At 66.5% G+C, this 14,707-nt stretch carries 15 protein-coding genes; 9 read left to right on the top strand and 6 right to left on the bottom strand.

The features are described from left to right. Positions 1–6: 6 nt before the first annotated feature. The 4 genes from cydB to purT all read right to left on the bottom strand — a co-directional run bounded on the left by cydB (position 7) and on the right by purT (position 4,942). Positions 7–1,161, bottom strand: coding sequence for a cytochrome d ubiquinol oxidase subunit II (gene cydB / locus BXA00_RS11040; RefSeq protein WP_076518533.1), 1,155 nt, complete (start codon positions 1,159–1,161; stop codon positions 7–9). Between the two features lie 14 nt (positions 1,162–1,175). Then, positions 1,176–2,750, bottom strand: coding sequence for a cytochrome ubiquinol oxidase subunit I (locus BXA00_RS11035; RefSeq protein WP_076518532.1), 1,575 nt, complete (start codon positions 2,748–2,750; stop codon positions 1,176–1,178). A gap of 126 nt (positions 2,751–2,876) precedes the next feature. Then, positions 2,877–3,422 carry a GbsR/MarR family transcriptional regulator gene (locus tag BXA00_RS11030; protein ID WP_076518531.1) on the bottom strand — a complete coding sequence of 182 codons (546 nt, stop codon included), beginning with the start codon at positions 3,420–3,422 and terminating at the stop codon, positions 2,877–2,879. 302 nt (positions 3,423–3,724) lie between these two features. After that, a complete protein-coding gene (gene purT / locus BXA00_RS11025) occupies positions 3,725–4,942 on the bottom strand; it encodes a formate-dependent phosphoribosylglycinamide formyltransferase (RefSeq protein ID WP_076518530.1) in 1,218 nt (405 codons plus the stop codon). A 103-nt stretch (positions 4,943–5,045) separates the two neighbouring features. Between purT and BXA00_RS11020 the strand changes: the two genes are divergently transcribed. The 9 genes from BXA00_RS11020 to BXA00_RS10980 all read left to right on the top strand — a co-directional run bounded on the left by BXA00_RS11020 (position 5,046) and on the right by BXA00_RS10980 (position 12,544). Beyond that, positions 5,046–6,035, top strand: a complete 990-nt coding sequence (locus BXA00_RS11020; protein ID WP_076518529.1) for an SIS domain-containing protein — start codon at positions 5,046–5,048, stop codon at positions 6,033–6,035. After that, positions 6,032–6,640 (top strand): HAD family hydrolase, encoded by a 609-nt coding sequence (locus BXA00_RS11015; RefSeq protein WP_083714241.1) that lies wholly within the window; start codon positions 6,032–6,034, stop codon positions 6,638–6,640. The genes BXA00_RS11020 and BXA00_RS11015 overlap by 4 nt, the downstream gene beginning before the upstream one ends. A 37-nt stretch (positions 6,641–6,677) precedes the next feature. Then, entirely contained in the window at positions 6,678–7,310 is a 633-nt protein-coding gene (gene lptC / locus BXA00_RS11010) for an LPS export ABC transporter periplasmic protein LptC (RefSeq protein ID WP_076518527.1), read from the top strand. Then, complete coding sequence (lptA, locus tag BXA00_RS11005) at positions 7,307–7,930, top strand: lipopolysaccharide transport periplasmic protein LptA (RefSeq protein WP_076518526.1); 624 nt, start codon at positions 7,307–7,309, stop codon at positions 7,928–7,930. The genes lptC and lptA overlap by 4 nt, the downstream gene beginning before the upstream one ends. A gap of 33 nt (positions 7,931–7,963) precedes the next feature. Continuing rightward, positions 7,964–8,758 carry an LPS export ABC transporter ATP-binding protein gene (gene lptB, locus BXA00_RS11000; RefSeq protein ID WP_076518525.1) on the top strand — a complete coding sequence of 265 codons (795 nt, stop codon included), beginning with the start codon at positions 7,964–7,966 and terminating at the stop codon, positions 8,756–8,758. A 229-nt stretch (positions 8,759–8,987) separates the two neighbouring features. Continuing rightward, the gene (hpf, locus tag BXA00_RS10995) at positions 8,988–9,326 is read left to right on the top strand and encodes a ribosome hibernation-promoting factor, HPF/YfiA family (protein ID WP_006216296.1); all 339 of its coding nucleotides are present in this window, start codon (positions 8,988–8,990) and stop codon (positions 9,324–9,326) included. A gap of 343 nt (positions 9,327–9,669) precedes the next feature. Beyond that, positions 9,670–10,125 (top strand): PTS sugar transporter subunit IIA, encoded by a 456-nt coding sequence (locus BXA00_RS10990; protein WP_076518524.1) that lies wholly within the window; start codon positions 9,670–9,672, stop codon positions 10,123–10,125. 21 nt (positions 10,126–10,146) lie between these two features. After that, a complete protein-coding gene (hprK, locus tag BXA00_RS10985) occupies positions 10,147–11,073 on the top strand; it encodes an HPr(Ser) kinase/phosphatase (RefSeq protein WP_006216298.1) in 927 nt (308 codons plus the stop codon). A 25-nt stretch (positions 11,074–11,098) separates the two neighbouring features. After that, positions 11,099–12,544 (top strand): PLP-dependent aminotransferase family protein, encoded by a 1,446-nt coding sequence (locus tag BXA00_RS10980; protein WP_076518523.1) that lies wholly within the window; start codon positions 11,099–11,101, stop codon positions 12,542–12,544. Here the strand turns inward: BXA00_RS10980 and BXA00_RS10975 are convergent. Together BXA00_RS10975 and BXA00_RS10970 are read right to left on the bottom strand one after the other, a co-directional pair. Next, entirely contained in the window at positions 12,510–13,793 is a 1,284-nt protein-coding gene (locus BXA00_RS10975; protein WP_076518522.1) for a cytochrome c, read from the bottom strand. The two genes, BXA00_RS10980 and BXA00_RS10975, sit on opposite strands and share 35 nt — an antisense overlap. A gap of 13 nt (positions 13,794–13,806) precedes the next feature. After that, positions 13,807–14,565, bottom strand: a complete 759-nt coding sequence (locus BXA00_RS10970) for a c-type cytochrome (RefSeq protein ID WP_156902787.1) — start codon at positions 14,563–14,565, stop codon at positions 13,807–13,809. Between the last annotated feature and the right edge of the window lie 142 nt (positions 14,566–14,707).

The raw sequence follows: 14,707 nt of genomic DNA, 5'->3' as shown, positions 1-14,707 counted from the left end.
CCTTTATCAGTACGAGTTGGGCGTGTCGCCCACCGAATCATGGGTGACCTTGCCGCGCATGACGCGATACACCCAGCCGGTGTAGACGGTCACGATGGGCAGGAAGACGGCGACTGCGATCACCATGATCCACAGCGTCAGGTGGCTGGAAGATCCGTCCCAGATCGTCAGGCCGGCCTTCGGATTGGTCGACGAGGGCATGATGAACGGAAAGAGCGAGAAGCCCACCGTCAGGATCACGCCGGCGATCGAGGCCGACGACGACAGGAACGCCAGCACGTTGGCGCGCACGGTCAGCAGCAGGGCCGCAAGCACCGCGCCGGCCACGCCCAGGACGGGCGCGATCCACATCCACGGCCACTTCGCGTAGTTGGCCATCCAGGCGCCGGTCTGGACCGACACCGTCTTGAGCATGGGATCGGACGGCGCGGCCATGTCGACCGCGCTGGTGATCGCATGGCCCGGCACGCCGCCCGCCACCCAGAAGCCACCGGCCACGAAGAGCGCGGCGGTCAGCAAGGCGCACAGGCGCCCCCAGTTGCGGGCCCGCGACGAGACGGGATCGTCCGTGCGCCAGGCGAGCAGCACCGCGCCGTGCATCGCCAGCATGACCACGCTCAGCACGCCAGCGAGCAGCGCAAAGGGCATGAACAACTGGAAGAAGTGGCCTTCATAGACGGGGCGCAGGGTCAGCGCCTCGAATGTGAACGGCACGCCCAGGATGATGTTGCCCATGGCGACGCCGAACACCAGCGACGCCACCACGCCCGAGAAGCACAGCACGGCGTCCCAGCGGTTGCGCCAGCGGGTGCCTTCCATCTTGCTCCGGTACTTGAAGCCCACCGGCCGCAGGATCAGCGCAATGAGCACCAGCATCATCGCCAGATAGAAGCCGGAGAACGACGCGGCATACAGCAAGGGCCAGGCGGCGAAGATGGCGCCGCCCGCGGTGATCAGCCAGACCTGGTTGCCTTCCCAGACCGGCCCCACCACGTTGATGACGATGCGGCGCTCGGCGTCGGTCTTGGCGACCACCGGCAGCAGCGCGGCCACGCCCAGGTCAAAGCCGTCCATGACGGCAAAGCCGATGAGCAAGGCGCCCAGCAGCACCCACCACACGACGCGCAGCGTGCCGTAGTCGATAGGAATAAGGGTATCCATTTGCGTCTCTCCCTTCAGGCGCGCACGGCGGCGTGGACAGGATCGGCGGCGGCGGCGCCAGGCGCCGGTCCGTCGGATTTGGGTCCGGCCTTGATGGCATGCAGCATCACCTTGACGCCGATGATCAGCAGCACGGTGTACAGCACCAGGAAGATCGACAGGCTGACCACCAGGTCGGTCATCGTGAGGCCAGACGCCGCGTAGTAGGTCGGCAGCACGCCTTCGATCACCCAGGGCTGGCGGCCATACTCGGCGACGAACCAGCCGCTTTCAATGGCGATCCAGGGCAGCGGCAGGCTCCACAGCGCCACCTTCAGCAGGCCGGGCCGGCTGTCCAGGCGGCCGCGCGAGGCGAGCCAGAACGCCACGCCGAAGAACAGGATCAGGTACATGCCCACCGCGACCATGATGCGGAACGCCCAGAACAGCGGCGCCACGGTCGGCACGGTATCGATGGCGGCCTGCTTGATGTCCGCCTCGGTGACCTTGCTGATGTCAGGCTGGTGGCGCTTGACGAGCAGCGCGTAGCCCAGGTCCGGCCAGGTCCGGTCGAACACCATGCGCGCATCGATGTCCTTGGGATTGGCGCGGATCTTCTGCAGGGCCTCGTAGGCCACGATGCCGTCGCGGATGCGATTTTCGGCGCGCAGGATCAGGTCGTTGATGCCCAGGAGCGGCGTGGTCAGCGAACGGGTGCCGATGATGCCCATCACGTAGGGAATCTCGATGGCGAAGTCGTTACGGCGCTCGGCCTGGTTCGGGATCGCGATCAGGTTGAAGGACGCGGGCGCGGGCTCGGTGTGCCACATGGATTCCATGGCCGCGATCTTCATCTTCTGGTGCTCGGTGGTGAGGTAGCCGCTTTCGTCGCCCAGCACCACCACCGACAGCGCGCCGGCCAGGCCGAAGCTGGCAGCCACCGCCATGGAGCGCTTGGCCAGGTCGATATGGCGGCCGCGCAGCAGATACCACGCGCTGATCGACATGACGAACATGGCGCCCGCCACATACCCGGCGCTGACCGTATGCACGAACTTGGCCTGCGCGACGGGGTTGAAGATGACCGCGGCGAAATCGGTCATTTCCATCCGCATGGTGTCGGGATTGAAGACGGCGCCGACCGGGTTCTGCATCCAGCCGTTGGCGATCAGGATCCACAGCGCGGAGAAGTTGGTGCCGAAGGCCACCAGCCAGGTCACCACCAGGTGGCTGACCTTGGACATGCGGTTCCAGCCAAAGAAAAACAGGCCGACGAAGGTGGCTTCCAGGAAGAACGCCATCAGCCCTTCAAGCGCCAGCGGCGCGCCGAAGATGTCGCCCACGTAGTGGCTGTAGTAGGACCAGTTCATGCCGAACTGGAACTCCATCACCACGCCGGTCGCCACGCCCAACGCGAAGTTGATGCCGAACAGCGTGCCCCAGAACATCGTCATCTTTTTCCAGATGGCGCGGCCGGTCATGACATACACGCTTTCCATGATGGCCAGCATGAACGACAGGCCAAGCGTGAGGGGGACGAAGATGAAATGGTAGAGCGCGGTCGCGGCGAACTGGAACCGCGACAGGTTCACGACATCGAGATCAATCATGAGGCTGCTCCCAAAGCGTCGACGCGCTGCGGCAACCGGCATGGTTCCCAGGCCGTCTACCGCGCCATGTTAGGGGCGATGCATACAACTTCATAGGGGTTTCCTGAAAAATCGAGGGGTGGCGGGTCAGCCCTTGCCTCGCAATTTGCCGGCAAAGCCCAGCACCTTCTGCACCTTGGAACCAAGTTTCATCAGGCTTTGGAGGGTTTCTGGCGGCAGTCGTTGAACCTCGTCGAACCACCCGGTGGACAGTTCGATGAGCTCCAGCATTTCGGTCATTCGTTGTTGCGCGTAGGCCTCGTCCGCGCCGGACGGCGACTCCAGCAGGGTGTCGCGCAGCAGGGTCAGGGTGGGATCGACTTCGCGCTTGCGCTTTTCTTCCATCAGGATGCGGAAGATCTCCCAGACGTCCTTGGGAGTCTCGAAGTAGTCGCGGCGGTCGCCCACCTGGTGGATCAGTTTGACCAGGCGCCAGGATTGCAGCTCTTTCAATCCGAGGCTGACGTTCGAGCGCGAGAAGCCCAGGCCCTCGGCGATGTCGTCGGCGTTGAGCGGCTTGGGCGCCAGGAACAGCAGGGCGTAGATCTGGCCGACCGTGCGATTCACGCCCCAGCGGCTGCCCATTTCACCGAAGTGCAGGACAAAACGTTCGATCTGGGGGGAAAGCGCCATGAGGGTCAACCTGTAACACGATGAATCGCGGAACGACACATGCCGTTACGTTGATTTCAGGAATTTCTGAAATTATCGAACAAACGATGAGAAAGCGCAAACCACACTGCGCACAGGGGCAAGCACGCAAGCGACGGCGATTCAGGCGGCAGGCAGCCCAAATTAGCCGTCGAACGTGACAGGCTTACAACACATTCCGGGGGAAACGGGCGCAAAAAAACGCCACCGGCCGGCGGGCGGGTGGCGTTATCGCGGGATCAGGGCGGGCTTTTGCCCCCCTCCCGGCGGGTGCGGACTGGGGTTCAGCCGGCCTTGACGGTCACGGCGGCGGACACGCGCTTGGCCTTGGCGCGGGCGGCGGCGACGTCTTCGGCCACGGCCAGGCCCACGCCCATGCGGCGCTTGACGAAGGATTCGGGCTTGCCGAAGAGCCGGATGTCGGTGCCCGGCTCGGCCAGGGCTTCGGCCACGTTGTGGAACGAGACCGCGGCAGCCTCCACGCCCCCGTAAATGACGCTGCTGGCGCCCGGCTGGCGCAGGCTGGTATCCACCGGCAGCCCAAGCAGGGCGCGGGCGTGCAGCTCGAATTCGTTCTGCACCTGGGTAATCATGGTGACCATGCCGGTGTCGTGCGGACGGGGGCTGACCTCGGAGAACCAGACCTGGTCGCCGGCCACGAAGAGCTCCACGCCAAAAATGCCCAGCCCGCCCAGTTCGGACGTCACGGCCAGCGCGATTTCCCGGGCACGCTGGAGCGCCGCGGGCGACATGGGGTGCGGCTGCCAGCTTTCGACGTAATCGCCGTCGACCTGCTTGTGGCCGATGGGCTCGCAATAGCGGGTCTCGACCTGGCCGTCGGCGCCCCGGGCGCGCACGGTCAGGAGCGTGATTTCGTAGTCGAAGCGGATGAAGCCCTCGACGATGGCGCGGCCGCCCCCGACCCGCCCCCCTTCCTGGGCGTAACGCCAGGCGGACGCTACGTCGTCGGCGCTCTTGATGACGGACTGGCCCTTGCCCGAGGACGACATGACCGGCTTGATGACGCACGGATAGCCAATGTCGCCTTCGGTGGCCTGGCGCAGTTCTTCCTCGGTATCCACGAAACGGTACGGCGAGGTGGGCAGGCCCAGGGTCTCGGCCGCCAGCCGGCGGATGCCCTCGCGGTTCATGGTGAGCTGGGCCGCGCGGGCGGTCGGGGTGACCCGCGCCACGCCGGCCGCTTCCAGTTCCACCAGCAGGCTGGTGGCAATGGCTTCGATTTCGGGGACAATAACGTGCGGCTGCTCCTGCTCGATGATCTGCCGCAGGGCCTGCGGGTCCGTCATCGAGACCACATGCGCCCGATGCGCCACCTGGTGGCCAGGGGCGTCGGCATACCGATCCACCGCAATGACCTCCACGCCCAGCCGCTGCAGGGCGATGATGACCTCTTTGCCCAATTCTCCGGAACCCAGCAACATGACGCGGGTAGCCAGGGGGGACAGTGGCGTGCCAAGGACGGGACTGGGAATGCTGGACATGGAGCGGGCCTGGAAAGAAAGTTTGAAAGCCGTTGAAAGACTCGCCAGCATGCCATACGCCCCTGGCCGGGGCAAACTAGCATACTGCGATTAAAATCCGCCCATGACCGACCATCCCACCCCATCGTCCGCCACCGCGCTGGCATCTGCGCGCAGAACGCTCCAAATTGAAAGCCAGGGCCTGCAGGACCTGTCCGCCAGGCTGGATGACAGCTTCACGCAGGTCGTGGACATGCTGCTGGCGTGCCGCGGCCGCGTGGTGGTGAGCGGCATCGGAAAAACGGGACACATCGCCCGCAAGATCGCCGCGACGCTGGCCTCCACGGGCACCCCGGCCTTCTTCGTGCACGCCGCCGAAGCCGTGCATGGCGACCTGGGCATGATCACCCGCGACGACGTGCTGATCGCGATTTCGTACTCCGGCTCGGGCGAGGAACTCCTCACCATCCTGCCGGTGGTGCGCCGCATGGGCGCCGGGCTGGTGGCGATCACCGGCAACCCGCAGTCCGAACTGGCGCGCCAGGCCGACATCCATCTGGACGCCAGCGTGGCCCAGGAGGCGTGCCCGCTCAACCTGGCGCCCACCGCAAGCACCACGGCCGCGCTCGCCCTGGGCGACGCCCTGGCCGTCGCCTGCCTGGAGGCGCGCGGTTTCGGGCCGCAGGATTTTGCCCGCTCGCACCCGGGCGGCGCGCTCGGCCGCCGTTTGCTCACCCACGTGCGCGACGTCATGCGCCAGGGCAATGCGCTGCCCATCGTCCTGGCCGGCACCCCGGTGTCGCAGGCGCTGGAAGTCATGTCGTCCAAGGGCATGGGCATGACGGTCGTGACCGACGCGCAGCACCATCCCCTGGGCATCTTCACCGACGGCGACCTGCGCCGTCTCATCGCGCGGCATGGCGACATCCGCAGCCTGACCGTCGAGTCGGGCATGACGCGCTCGCCGCGCAGCATCAATCCCGAGGCGCTGGCCGTCGAAGCCGCCCGGCAGATGGACGAACTACGGCTCAATCACATGCTGGTGATGGACAATGACGGCGCGCTGGTCGGCGCGTTGCACATGCATGATCTGATGGCCGCTAAAGTGGTATGACTATGAACCTCTCTGCTTCCGTGAATCACCCGGCCGAAGCGCTGGTGCTTGCCCGTATCCCCGCCATCGTGCGCGAACGCGCCGCGGCCGTGCGCCTGATGGTGTTCGACGTGGATGGCGTCCTGACCGACGGCAGCCTGTATTACGGCGAAGGCGGCGAACTGCAAAAACGTTTTCACGCCCTGGACGGCCACGGGATGCGGCTGCTGATGGAAAGCGGCCTGAAGGTGGCGCTGATCACGGGCCGCTCCGGCCCCATTGTCGCGCGGCGCGCGGCCGAGCTCGGCATCGCCGAGGTCATGCAGGGGGTGCGAGACAAGGGAACCGCCCTGACCGAACTTGCGCAGCGTTCGGGTGTCCAACTGAATCAAACCGGCTACATGGGCGATGACATCATCGACCTGCCGGCCTTGCAGCGCGCGGGCTTTGCGGCCAGCGTGCCGAACGCCCCCGGCTACGTCAGCCAGGCAGCCCACTGGGTCTCGACCCTGCCGGGCGGAAGCGGGGCCGTTCGTGAATGCTGCGATCTCCTGCTGGCCTCGCAAGGACGCCTTGGCGCGTTCCTGGCCTCGCCCGGGCTGCTGGGCCCCGGGGCCATCCAGTGATCGCACCCACCAGGACTACGCCCTCGCGGCGCACCCGATGAAAGAACGTTTTCCCTCCCTGATTGCGCTGTTCCTGCTGCTGGTGCTGGTCACCAGTTCGTGGTGGGCGGCCGATTACGCGCAACGGGCCATCCAGGTCGACCCGCCGCGCCGCGTCACCCATGAAATGGACTCCTGGTCGCGCAATTTCGTGATGCTGCGCACCGATCCCACGGGCAAGCCCATCAACCGCCTGGAAGGCGAGTACATGGAGCACTTCCCCGACGACGATTCGTATCACGTCACGACGCCGCGCGCCGTGGGCCAGCGCGAAACCAACCCGATCACCGTGGCCGTCTCCAAGACGGCCGTGATGGAGCAAGGCGGCAAGCGCATCGTCATGGACGGCGATGCCCATGTGCTGCGCCAGCCCGATGCCGAAAACGACATGCTGGACGTGCGCAGCCAGCAGCTCATCATCCTGCCCGATGACGACGTCGTCTATACCGACCTGCCGGCGGTGGTCCTGAAGGGCCGTTCGCGCATGACGGGCACGGGCATGCATTACAACAACAAGACGCGCCAATTGCAGGTTTCGGCATCGACCGATGTGGAAATCGCCGGTTCGGAAGGCAGACAGCAGCGCCGCACCGAGATTCCAGCCAACAACACTGACCAGAAAAAACCATGACCGACCTCCGGACCCTCCTTGCCCCGACGACCCGCCTGATGGGCGCCGTGCTGTTGACGGCCGGCGCGCTTGCGCCCGCATACGCGGCGGAACCGAAGGCGGCCACGCCGGCCGAAGAGCCCAGCACGCTCATCCTGTCGGACACGCTGCACTACGACGACGTGAAGAAGCAAAGCGTCTTCACCGGCAACGTCAACATGACGCGCGGCCTGATGACGCTGACGTCCGACACGTTGCAGATGAACGAAGATGCGCAGGGCAACCAGTACGGCACGGCCACCGCCAACAAGGGCAAGGTGGTCACCATCCGCCAGGAACGGCCGGAGAACTTCGAACTCATCGAAGGCAAGGGCCTGCGCGCCGAATACGACGGCACCAAAAGCACTTTCGACCTCATCGGCCAGGCGGTGGTGATCCGCTACGTCTGTGGGAAACCGTTCGATACCATTCGGGGCGAGCGGGTACGCTACAACGAGAAAAGCGGCACCTATGAAGCGCAGGGCGGTCCCAACTCCGCCGCGGCGGGCGGACGGGTGCGATCCCTGGCCGAACCCCGCGCCAAGCTGGACGCCGCCGTCGCCGAATGCCGCAAGCAGCAGGCAGCCAAGAAAGGGCGCTGAAGCGCTTCCCACGCAACACCAATCGCAGCCACGATGAACCAACCTTCAGTGCCGACCCCCGTGACCTCCGCCCCTTCGGGCGTCAAGCAGGGCAGCCTGCGCGCAACCGGACTGCGCAAGACCTATAACGGCCGCACCGTCGTGCAGGACGTGTCCCTGTCCGTGGTCAGCGGCGAAGTCGTCGGCCTGCTGGGTCCCAACGGCGCGGGCAAGACCACCAGTTTCTACATGATCGTGGGCCTGGTGCCGGCCGACGCCGGCCGGATCGAAATCGACGGCGCCGTCATCACCGCGATGCCGATCCACAAGCGCGCGCGCATGGGCCTTTCGTACCTGCCGCAGGACGCCTCGGTATTCCGCCGCCTGACGGTGGAACAGAACATCCGCGCGGTGCTCGAGCTGCAAGTCGGCCCCGATGGCCGCCCCCTGTCGACCGCAAAGATCAACGAGCAGATGGAGTCCCTGCTGGAAGAGCTGCAGATCGGGCACATCCGCAGCAACGCCGCGATCTCGCTGTCGGGCGGTGAACGACGCCGCGTGGAAATCGCGCGCGCGCTGGCCACCAGTCCGCGCTTCATCCTGCTGGACGAGCCCTTTGCCGGCGTGGACCCCATCGCCGTCATCGAGATCCAGCGCATCGTGCGCTTCCTCAAGGGCCGCGGCATCGGCGTGCTGATCACCGACCACAACGTGCGCGAAACGCTGGGCATCTGCGACCGCGCCTACATCATCAGCGAGGGCAAGGTGCTCACCGATGGCCATCCCGAGGAAATCGTGGGCGATCCTGCGGTTCGCCGCGTGTACCTGGGCGAACACTTCCGTATGTAACCGCCCATGAAAGACCCCGTAACGCACGCCCGGCGCCGCGGAGAACCGGGGCCATACGCCCTAGGGGTTCAGCCATAAAAATGCCATGGTCTTGCGGTAGGTCAGCTTGTTTTATCGGCCCGAGTCTATACACTAGTACTAAACGAACCTGCTTATTGAAGGAGAACGCCTAACGACCTCACCGCGCCTTTTGCGCACCTTTTTTCCTCTTTCAGAAGGAGAGCACACTATGAACCTGAGCATCTGCGGTCGTCACCTCGACGTCACCCCGGCCATCCGGGAATATGTCATGAACAAACTGGCGCGAGTGCTGCGGCATTTCGATCACGTCATCGATACCCAGGTCATGCTCTCAGTAGAGCCCCTGCGGCATAGAGCCGAAATCACCATGCGCCTGAGCGGCAAGGACATTCATTGTGAAGCAACCGATGAAAACCTCTATGCGGCCATCGATCTTCTTGCCGACAAAGTCGACCGTCAGGTCATCAAGCACAAGGACAAGGTCAGAAGTCATTCAGCAGAGTCCGTGAAGCGGCAAGCGGCGAGCCTCTCGCCACCCCAGCAGTAACGCGCCTCACGACCGCTCACCTGAGCGACTAGCAGTACAGCGATCCAACGATCCTGCCTAAGTCCCGGTGTCCCGCTCGACTTCGCGTCCAGCCGGGGCATCGGCAAACTCCCCCCTGCACTACCCCCTCCCCCCTGTTTTTCGTCCCATCCCGCGTTCCTGCGTGCACGGGCGGATCAGCGTTTTCCCTGGCTTTGCCGCGATGGGACCGCCGAGCGGCCCGGAATGCCCACAACGCCCCGCGATCGGTCTATGCTGTCGGTCTTGTGGCCCGGGCGTCGCGTCGTCCGACATGCCGGGCCGTTGATTGTTGCAGTGCGTCATATCACCCTATAATGACCCGATGAATCATTTGTCGCGCATCCTACCCGCCGGCAACGTCGTGCTCGATCTGCTCGCCACCAGCAAGAAGCGCGCGTTCGAACAGGCCGGCCTGCTTTTTGAAAACAACAACGGCCTGGCACGCGCGCTCGTGTTCGACAGCCTGTTCGCCCGCGAGCGTTTGGGGTCCACGGCGCTTGGCCAGGGCGTGGCCGTGCCGCACGGCCGCGTGAAAGGCCTGGAACAGGCGCTGGCGGCGTTCATCCGCCTGGCCCAGCCCATCACCTTCGACGCGCCCGACGGGCAACCCGTTTCGATGCTGTTGTGCCTGCTGGTGCCGGAAACGGCCACGCAGCAGCACCTGGACATCCTCGCCGAACTCGCCCAGCTCATGTCCAACAAGGCATTGCGCGAGGCGCTGGCCACCGAGCCCGATCCGGCGATCGTCCACAAGATGCTCACGACCGGCCAACTCTGATCCCACGCGAAAGTCGCTGCCATGCTCACGGTGCAGGAACTCGTCGACGACAACGCCGACAAAATCCCCTTCAACTGGATCTCGGGCCAGGGCGCGGCGGACCGCGCGATTCCCGATGACGGCATGGCGGCCGCCGACCTCGTCGGCCACCTGAACCTCATCCACCCGTCGCGCATCCAGGTGTTCGGCCAGGAAGAACTGGCGTATTACACGCGCTTCGACCTGCGCCGTCGCATGCACCACATGGACGAGCTGCTGATCGGCGGCGTGCCCGCCATCCTGCTGGCCGACGGACTGACGCCGCCGCAAGACCTGGTCGACCAGTGCGATCAGCACCAGGTGCCGCTCCTGTCCACGCCGGTCGCCGCCGCGCAGCTCATCGACCTGCTGCGCATCTACCTCGGCAAGAAGCTGGCGCCCACCACCACGGTGCATGGCGTCTTCCTGGACGTGCTGGGACTGGGCGTGCTGATCACGGGCGAATCGGGCCTGGGCAAGAGCGAACTGGCCCTGGAACTGATCTCGCGCGGGCACGGCCTGGTTGCCGACGACGCGGTCGAGTTCTCGCGCACCGCCCCCAACATGATCGAAGGCCACTGTCCGCAACTGCTCCAGAACCTGCTGGAAGTCCGTGGCCTGGGCCTGCTCGACATCCGCACCATCTTTGGCGAAACGTCCGTGCGCCGCAAGATGCGGCTCAAGCTCATCGTGCACCTGGTGCGCGCCACCGCGCAGGACAAGTTCGAACGCCTGCCGCTGCAGGACATCACGCAGGACATGCTGGGTCTGCCCGTGCGCAAGGTGATGCTGCAGGTGGCCGCGGGCCGCAACCTGGCCGTGCTGGTCGAAGCCGCGGTGCGCAACACCATCCTGAAGCTGCGCGGCATCGATACGCTGGGCGAGTTCATGGAACGCCAGGCCATGGCGATCCTCCAAAGCAGCAAATGAGCCCGCGTCGTCGCCCTGCGGCATCGTGAGCCTTTACGAGACCCTGGCCGACGAGATCGCCACGTCGATCGCCAGCGGCGTGCTGCGCGCCGGCGACAGACTGCCCTCGGTGCGCGATGCCTGTTCCGCGCGGGGCGTCAGTCCCTCCACGGTATTCCAGGCCTATTACCTGCTTGAAGCGCGCGGCCTCATCCGCGCCCAGCCGCGCTCGGGCTATTACGTCAACGCGCCGGCCGAATCGCTGCCGCCCGAACCCGGCGCTTCCTGTCCCGACGGCGAATCGACGGCGCTGGCCATCAGCGAACGGATCTTCGACATCCTGGGCTCGGTGCGCAACCGCGACGTCACGCCGCTGGGCTCCGCGTTCCCTTCCCCGCTGCTGTTTCCGCTGCCGCGCCTGGCGCAGGCCATGGCCACGCACCTGAAACGCCAGGATCCGCGCGACACCGTGGACGACCTGGCGCCTGGCAACCCGCGCCTGCGCCGGCAGATCGCGCTGCGCTACCTGATCGGCGGCATCAACCTGCCCGCCAGCGACATCGTCGTCACCAATGGCGCGCTCGAGGCGCTCAATCTCTGCCTGCAGGCGGTCACGCAGCCGGGCGACACCGTCATGGTCGAGGCGCCGACGTTCTACGGCGCGCTGCAGGCCCTGGAACGCCTCGGCCTCAAGGCGCTGGAAGTGCCCACGCATCCGCGAACCGGCATCGACCTGGACGCGATGCAGGCCGCCATCCTGCGCCATTCGCCGCGCGCCTGCTGGCTGATGACGCAATTCCAGAATCCGCTGGGTTGCCTGATGCCCGACGACAGGAAACGCCAACTCGTCGAGCTGCTCGCGCGGCACGACATCCCGCTGATCGAGGACGACGTCTACGGCGAACTGTATTTCGGCGCGGCGCGGCCCGTGCCCGCGAAGGCCTACGATACGCGTGGGCTGGTGCTGCATTGCTCGTCGTTCTCGAAATGCCTGGCGCCGGGCTACCGCATCGGCTGGGCCAGCGCGGGGCGCTACACGCAGCGCGTGCAACGCCTGAAGCTGTCGTCGACGCTGTCGGCGTCCGGTCCCGCGCAGGGCGCGATCGCCGAATACCTGGAACAAGGCGGCTACGATCGCCACCTGCGCCGGCTGCGCCAGACCCTGCAGGCGCAGCAGGAACGCATGGCCGACGCCATTGCGCAGGCCTTCCCCGCGGGCACGCGCGTGACGCGGCCGCAGGGCGGATTCTTTCTGTGGCTGGAGCTGCCCGCCGCCGTGGACGCGCTGGCGCTGCACCACCAGGCGCTGGCCCGCGGCATCAGCGTCGCGCCGGGCCCGATCTTCTCGGCCAGCGGACAGTTCGGCAGCGCGCTGCGCCTGAACTACGGCCACCCCTGGGATGCGGGCATCGACGCCGCGATCCGCACGCTGGGCGACCTGGCGCGCGCGGCGTGCGCTAGTTCAAGGTCGACGCCGCCCGCGCGCGCTTGACGTCCAGGGCGCTCACCGCGCCCGCCTCATTGCCCCAGCTATTGCGGATGTAGGTCACGACCATCGCGATGTCGTCGTCGTTGAGCACCTGTCCGAACGGCGGCATCCCGTGGGGACGCGGGTTCGCGGCCGTGGCGGGCGCAAAGCCGCCGTCGAGCACCATGCGGATGGCGTTGACCGGCGAAGGCGCGGTGACCGTCGGATTGCCCGCCAGCGCCGGCCATGCCGTGCCGCTGCCCGTGCCATCCGGCTGGTGGCATTGCGCGCATTGCTGGAGATAGCGCTTGCCGCCCAGTTCCATCGCCGCGGGCGCCGCGCTGGCGGTCCGCGCCGTCGCCGCCGGTGGCGTGGCGGGCAACGATTTGAGGTACACGCCGATGGCCAGGGCGTCCTCATCGCTCAGGTGCTGGGTGCTGCCCAGCACGACCTCCGCCATCGGCCCGCTGACGGTCGAATGCGCGGAGATGCCCGTCTTGAGCAGGGTGGCGATATCCTGCGCCGTCCAGCGCCCCATGCCGGTCTGCATCTCGTTCGTGAGCGGCGGCGCATACCAGTCAAGCACCGGGATCACGCCGCCCGCCAGCGCGTCGCCCGCGCGCGAGGCGCCCAGGCTGTTGCGCGGCGTGTGGCAGGCGGCGCAATGGCCTAGGCCGTCGACCAGGTAGCGGCCGCGATTCCACTGGACCGACTGGCCGGGATCGGGTTCCTGTACGCCGGGCTTGAAGTACAGCGCGCGCCAGGCGGCCAGCAGCACGCGCTGGTCGTAGGGGAAGTCCAGGTCGGCAGGCCGGCTGGCCTGTTTGACGGGCGAGACGCTGCGCAGATAGGCATACAGGGCATCGGAATCGCTGCGCGTGACGCGCGTGTATTCGGTGTACGGAAACGCCGGATACAGCAGCGTGCCATCTTTGGATTTGCCGTTGTGCAGCGCCTGCCAGAAGTCGTCGGCCGACCAGGCGCCGATGCCCGTCTCGGGGTCCGGCGTGATGTTGGGGCCGTAGACCGTGCCGAACGGTGTGGGAATCGGCGTGCCGCCGGCATACGCCTTGCCGCCGCGACTGGTGTGGCAGGCCATGCAGTTGCCGGCCAGCGCCAGATAGCGGCCGCGCTCGATGAGGGCCGTGCCGTCGGCCACCGCCGCGGCGGATCCGGTGCTGGCGTCGTCGCGCGTGCCCAGCCAGTACAGCCCGCCGGCCGCCGCGACGGCAGCCAGCAACAGGACGGCGAGGAGTCTTTTCATCAGCTTCATGTGCGCCCCCGTCTCAGCGCTGCGCCTGGCTGCCGCATTGCGCGGGAAGCCGGACCGAATCCGCGGCGTCGGGCACGTAGGGCTCGACGACGGGTTGCGACGACAGCCACGCCGCCAGGGCGCCGATGTCGGTGGGGGTAAGCGTGTTGGAAATGTCCGCCATGCAGTCCGGCGCCGCGGCCCGGCGCAGGCCGTTCTTCCAGCCGCCGATCTGCGCGCCGATATAGTCGCGCGGCAGTCCCAGCAGGCCGGGAATGGCTGGCAGCATGCCGCTCAGGGCCGCGCCGTGACAGGACGCGCAGGCGGGCAGGCCGCGCGCCGCGTCGCCCTCCATGGCGAGCCGGCGGCCGGCCTCCAGCGTGGCGGCGGACACGTCCGCGCGCGCGGGCGCCGGATACGGCACGTGCTGCTCGGAAAAGTAGGCGGCCATTTCGCGCAGGTAGTCGTCGGGCAGACCGGCCAGCAAATGCGTCATCGGCCGGTACTGCCGCCGCCCATCGCGGAAATTCAGGAGCTGGTGATAGAGATAGTCCTGCGGTTTGCCCGCCAGCCGCGGATAGTAGCCGTCGGCCCCCGCCCTGCCCTGCGCGCCGTGACAGGCCGTACAGGCCGCGACGCGCGCCGCCATGGTGTCCGGCTGCAGGCTTGGCTGCGCGGCCTCCTGCGCCGACGCGGGCGTAGCGATAAAGACAACAAACGCGGCTGCCAGAGTCCGGTGGAACGCCCAAAACCGCGGCAGTGAAACACGACGAGAGGAAATGAGGGCTAACATCTAGGTCGAATTCCAATCCCCGAATCGTGACGGCGGGGCGCGTAAAGTAGAACTGCGGTAGAACTGCGGTAGAACTGCGGTGGACCTGCTGAATCTCCGGCCCCAAGCTTACGTCAGGGCGCGCGGGGGGCAACAGGCGCAG

This window comes from Achromobacter sp. MFA1 R4 (genome assembly GCF_900156745.1).
Taxonomy (GTDB): domain Bacteria; phylum Pseudomonadota; class Gammaproteobacteria; order Burkholderiales; family Burkholderiaceae_B; genus Achromobacter.
The sequence above is the reverse complement of the archived record's forward strand: the minus strand, read 5'-3'. Positions and strand labels throughout refer to the sequence as shown.

Excerpts from the sequence above, each read along its gene's own strand:
- hprK (WP_006216298.1), top strand. The coding sequence starts at position 10,147 with ATGCTCACGGTGCAGGAACTCGTCGACGACAACGCCGACAAAATCCCC.
- BXA00_RS10990 (WP_076518524.1), top strand. The coding sequence starts at position 9,670 with ATGAATCATTTGTCGCGCATCCTACCCGCCGGCAACGTCGTGCTCGAT.
- hpf (WP_006216296.1), top strand. The coding sequence starts at position 8,988 with ATGAACCTGAGCATCTGCGGTCGTCACCTCGACGTCACCCCGGCCATC.
- BXA00_RS10970 (WP_156902787.1), bottom strand. The coding sequence starts at position 14,565 with ATGTTAGCCCTCATTTCCTCTCGTCGTGTTTCACTGCCGCGGTTTTGG.
- cydB (WP_076518533.1), bottom strand. The coding sequence starts at position 1,161 with ATGGATACCCTTATTCCTATCGACTACGGCACGCTGCGCGTCGTGTGG.
- lptA (WP_076518526.1), top strand. The coding sequence starts at position 7,307 with ATGACCGACCTCCGGACCCTCCTTGCCCCGACGACCCGCCTGATGGGC.
- BXA00_RS11030 (WP_076518531.1), bottom strand. The coding sequence starts at position 3,422 with ATGGCGCTTTCCCCCCAGATCGAACGTTTTGTCCTGCACTTCGGTGAA.
- lptC (WP_076518527.1), top strand. The coding sequence starts at position 6,678 with ATGAAAGAACGTTTTCCCTCCCTGATTGCGCTGTTCCTGCTGCTGGTG.
- lptB (WP_076518525.1), top strand. The coding sequence starts at position 7,964 with ATGAACCAACCTTCAGTGCCGACCCCCGTGACCTCCGCCCCTTCGGGC.
- BXA00_RS11015 (WP_083714241.1), top strand. The coding sequence starts at position 6,032 with ATGACTATGAACCTCTCTGCTTCCGTGAATCACCCGGCCGAAGCGCTG.
- BXA00_RS11035 (WP_076518532.1), bottom strand. The coding sequence starts at position 2,750 with ATGATTGATCTCGATGTCGTGAACCTGTCGCGGTTCCAGTTCGCCGCG.
- purT (WP_076518530.1), bottom strand. The coding sequence starts at position 4,942 with ATGTCCAGCATTCCCAGTCCCGTCCTTGGCACGCCACTGTCCCCCCTG.
- BXA00_RS10975 (WP_076518522.1), bottom strand. The coding sequence starts at position 13,793 with ATGAAGCTGATGAAAAGACTCCTCGCCGTCCTGTTGCTGGCTGCCGTC.
- BXA00_RS11020 (WP_076518529.1), top strand. The coding sequence starts at position 5,046 with ATGACCGACCATCCCACCCCATCGTCCGCCACCGCGCTGGCATCTGCG.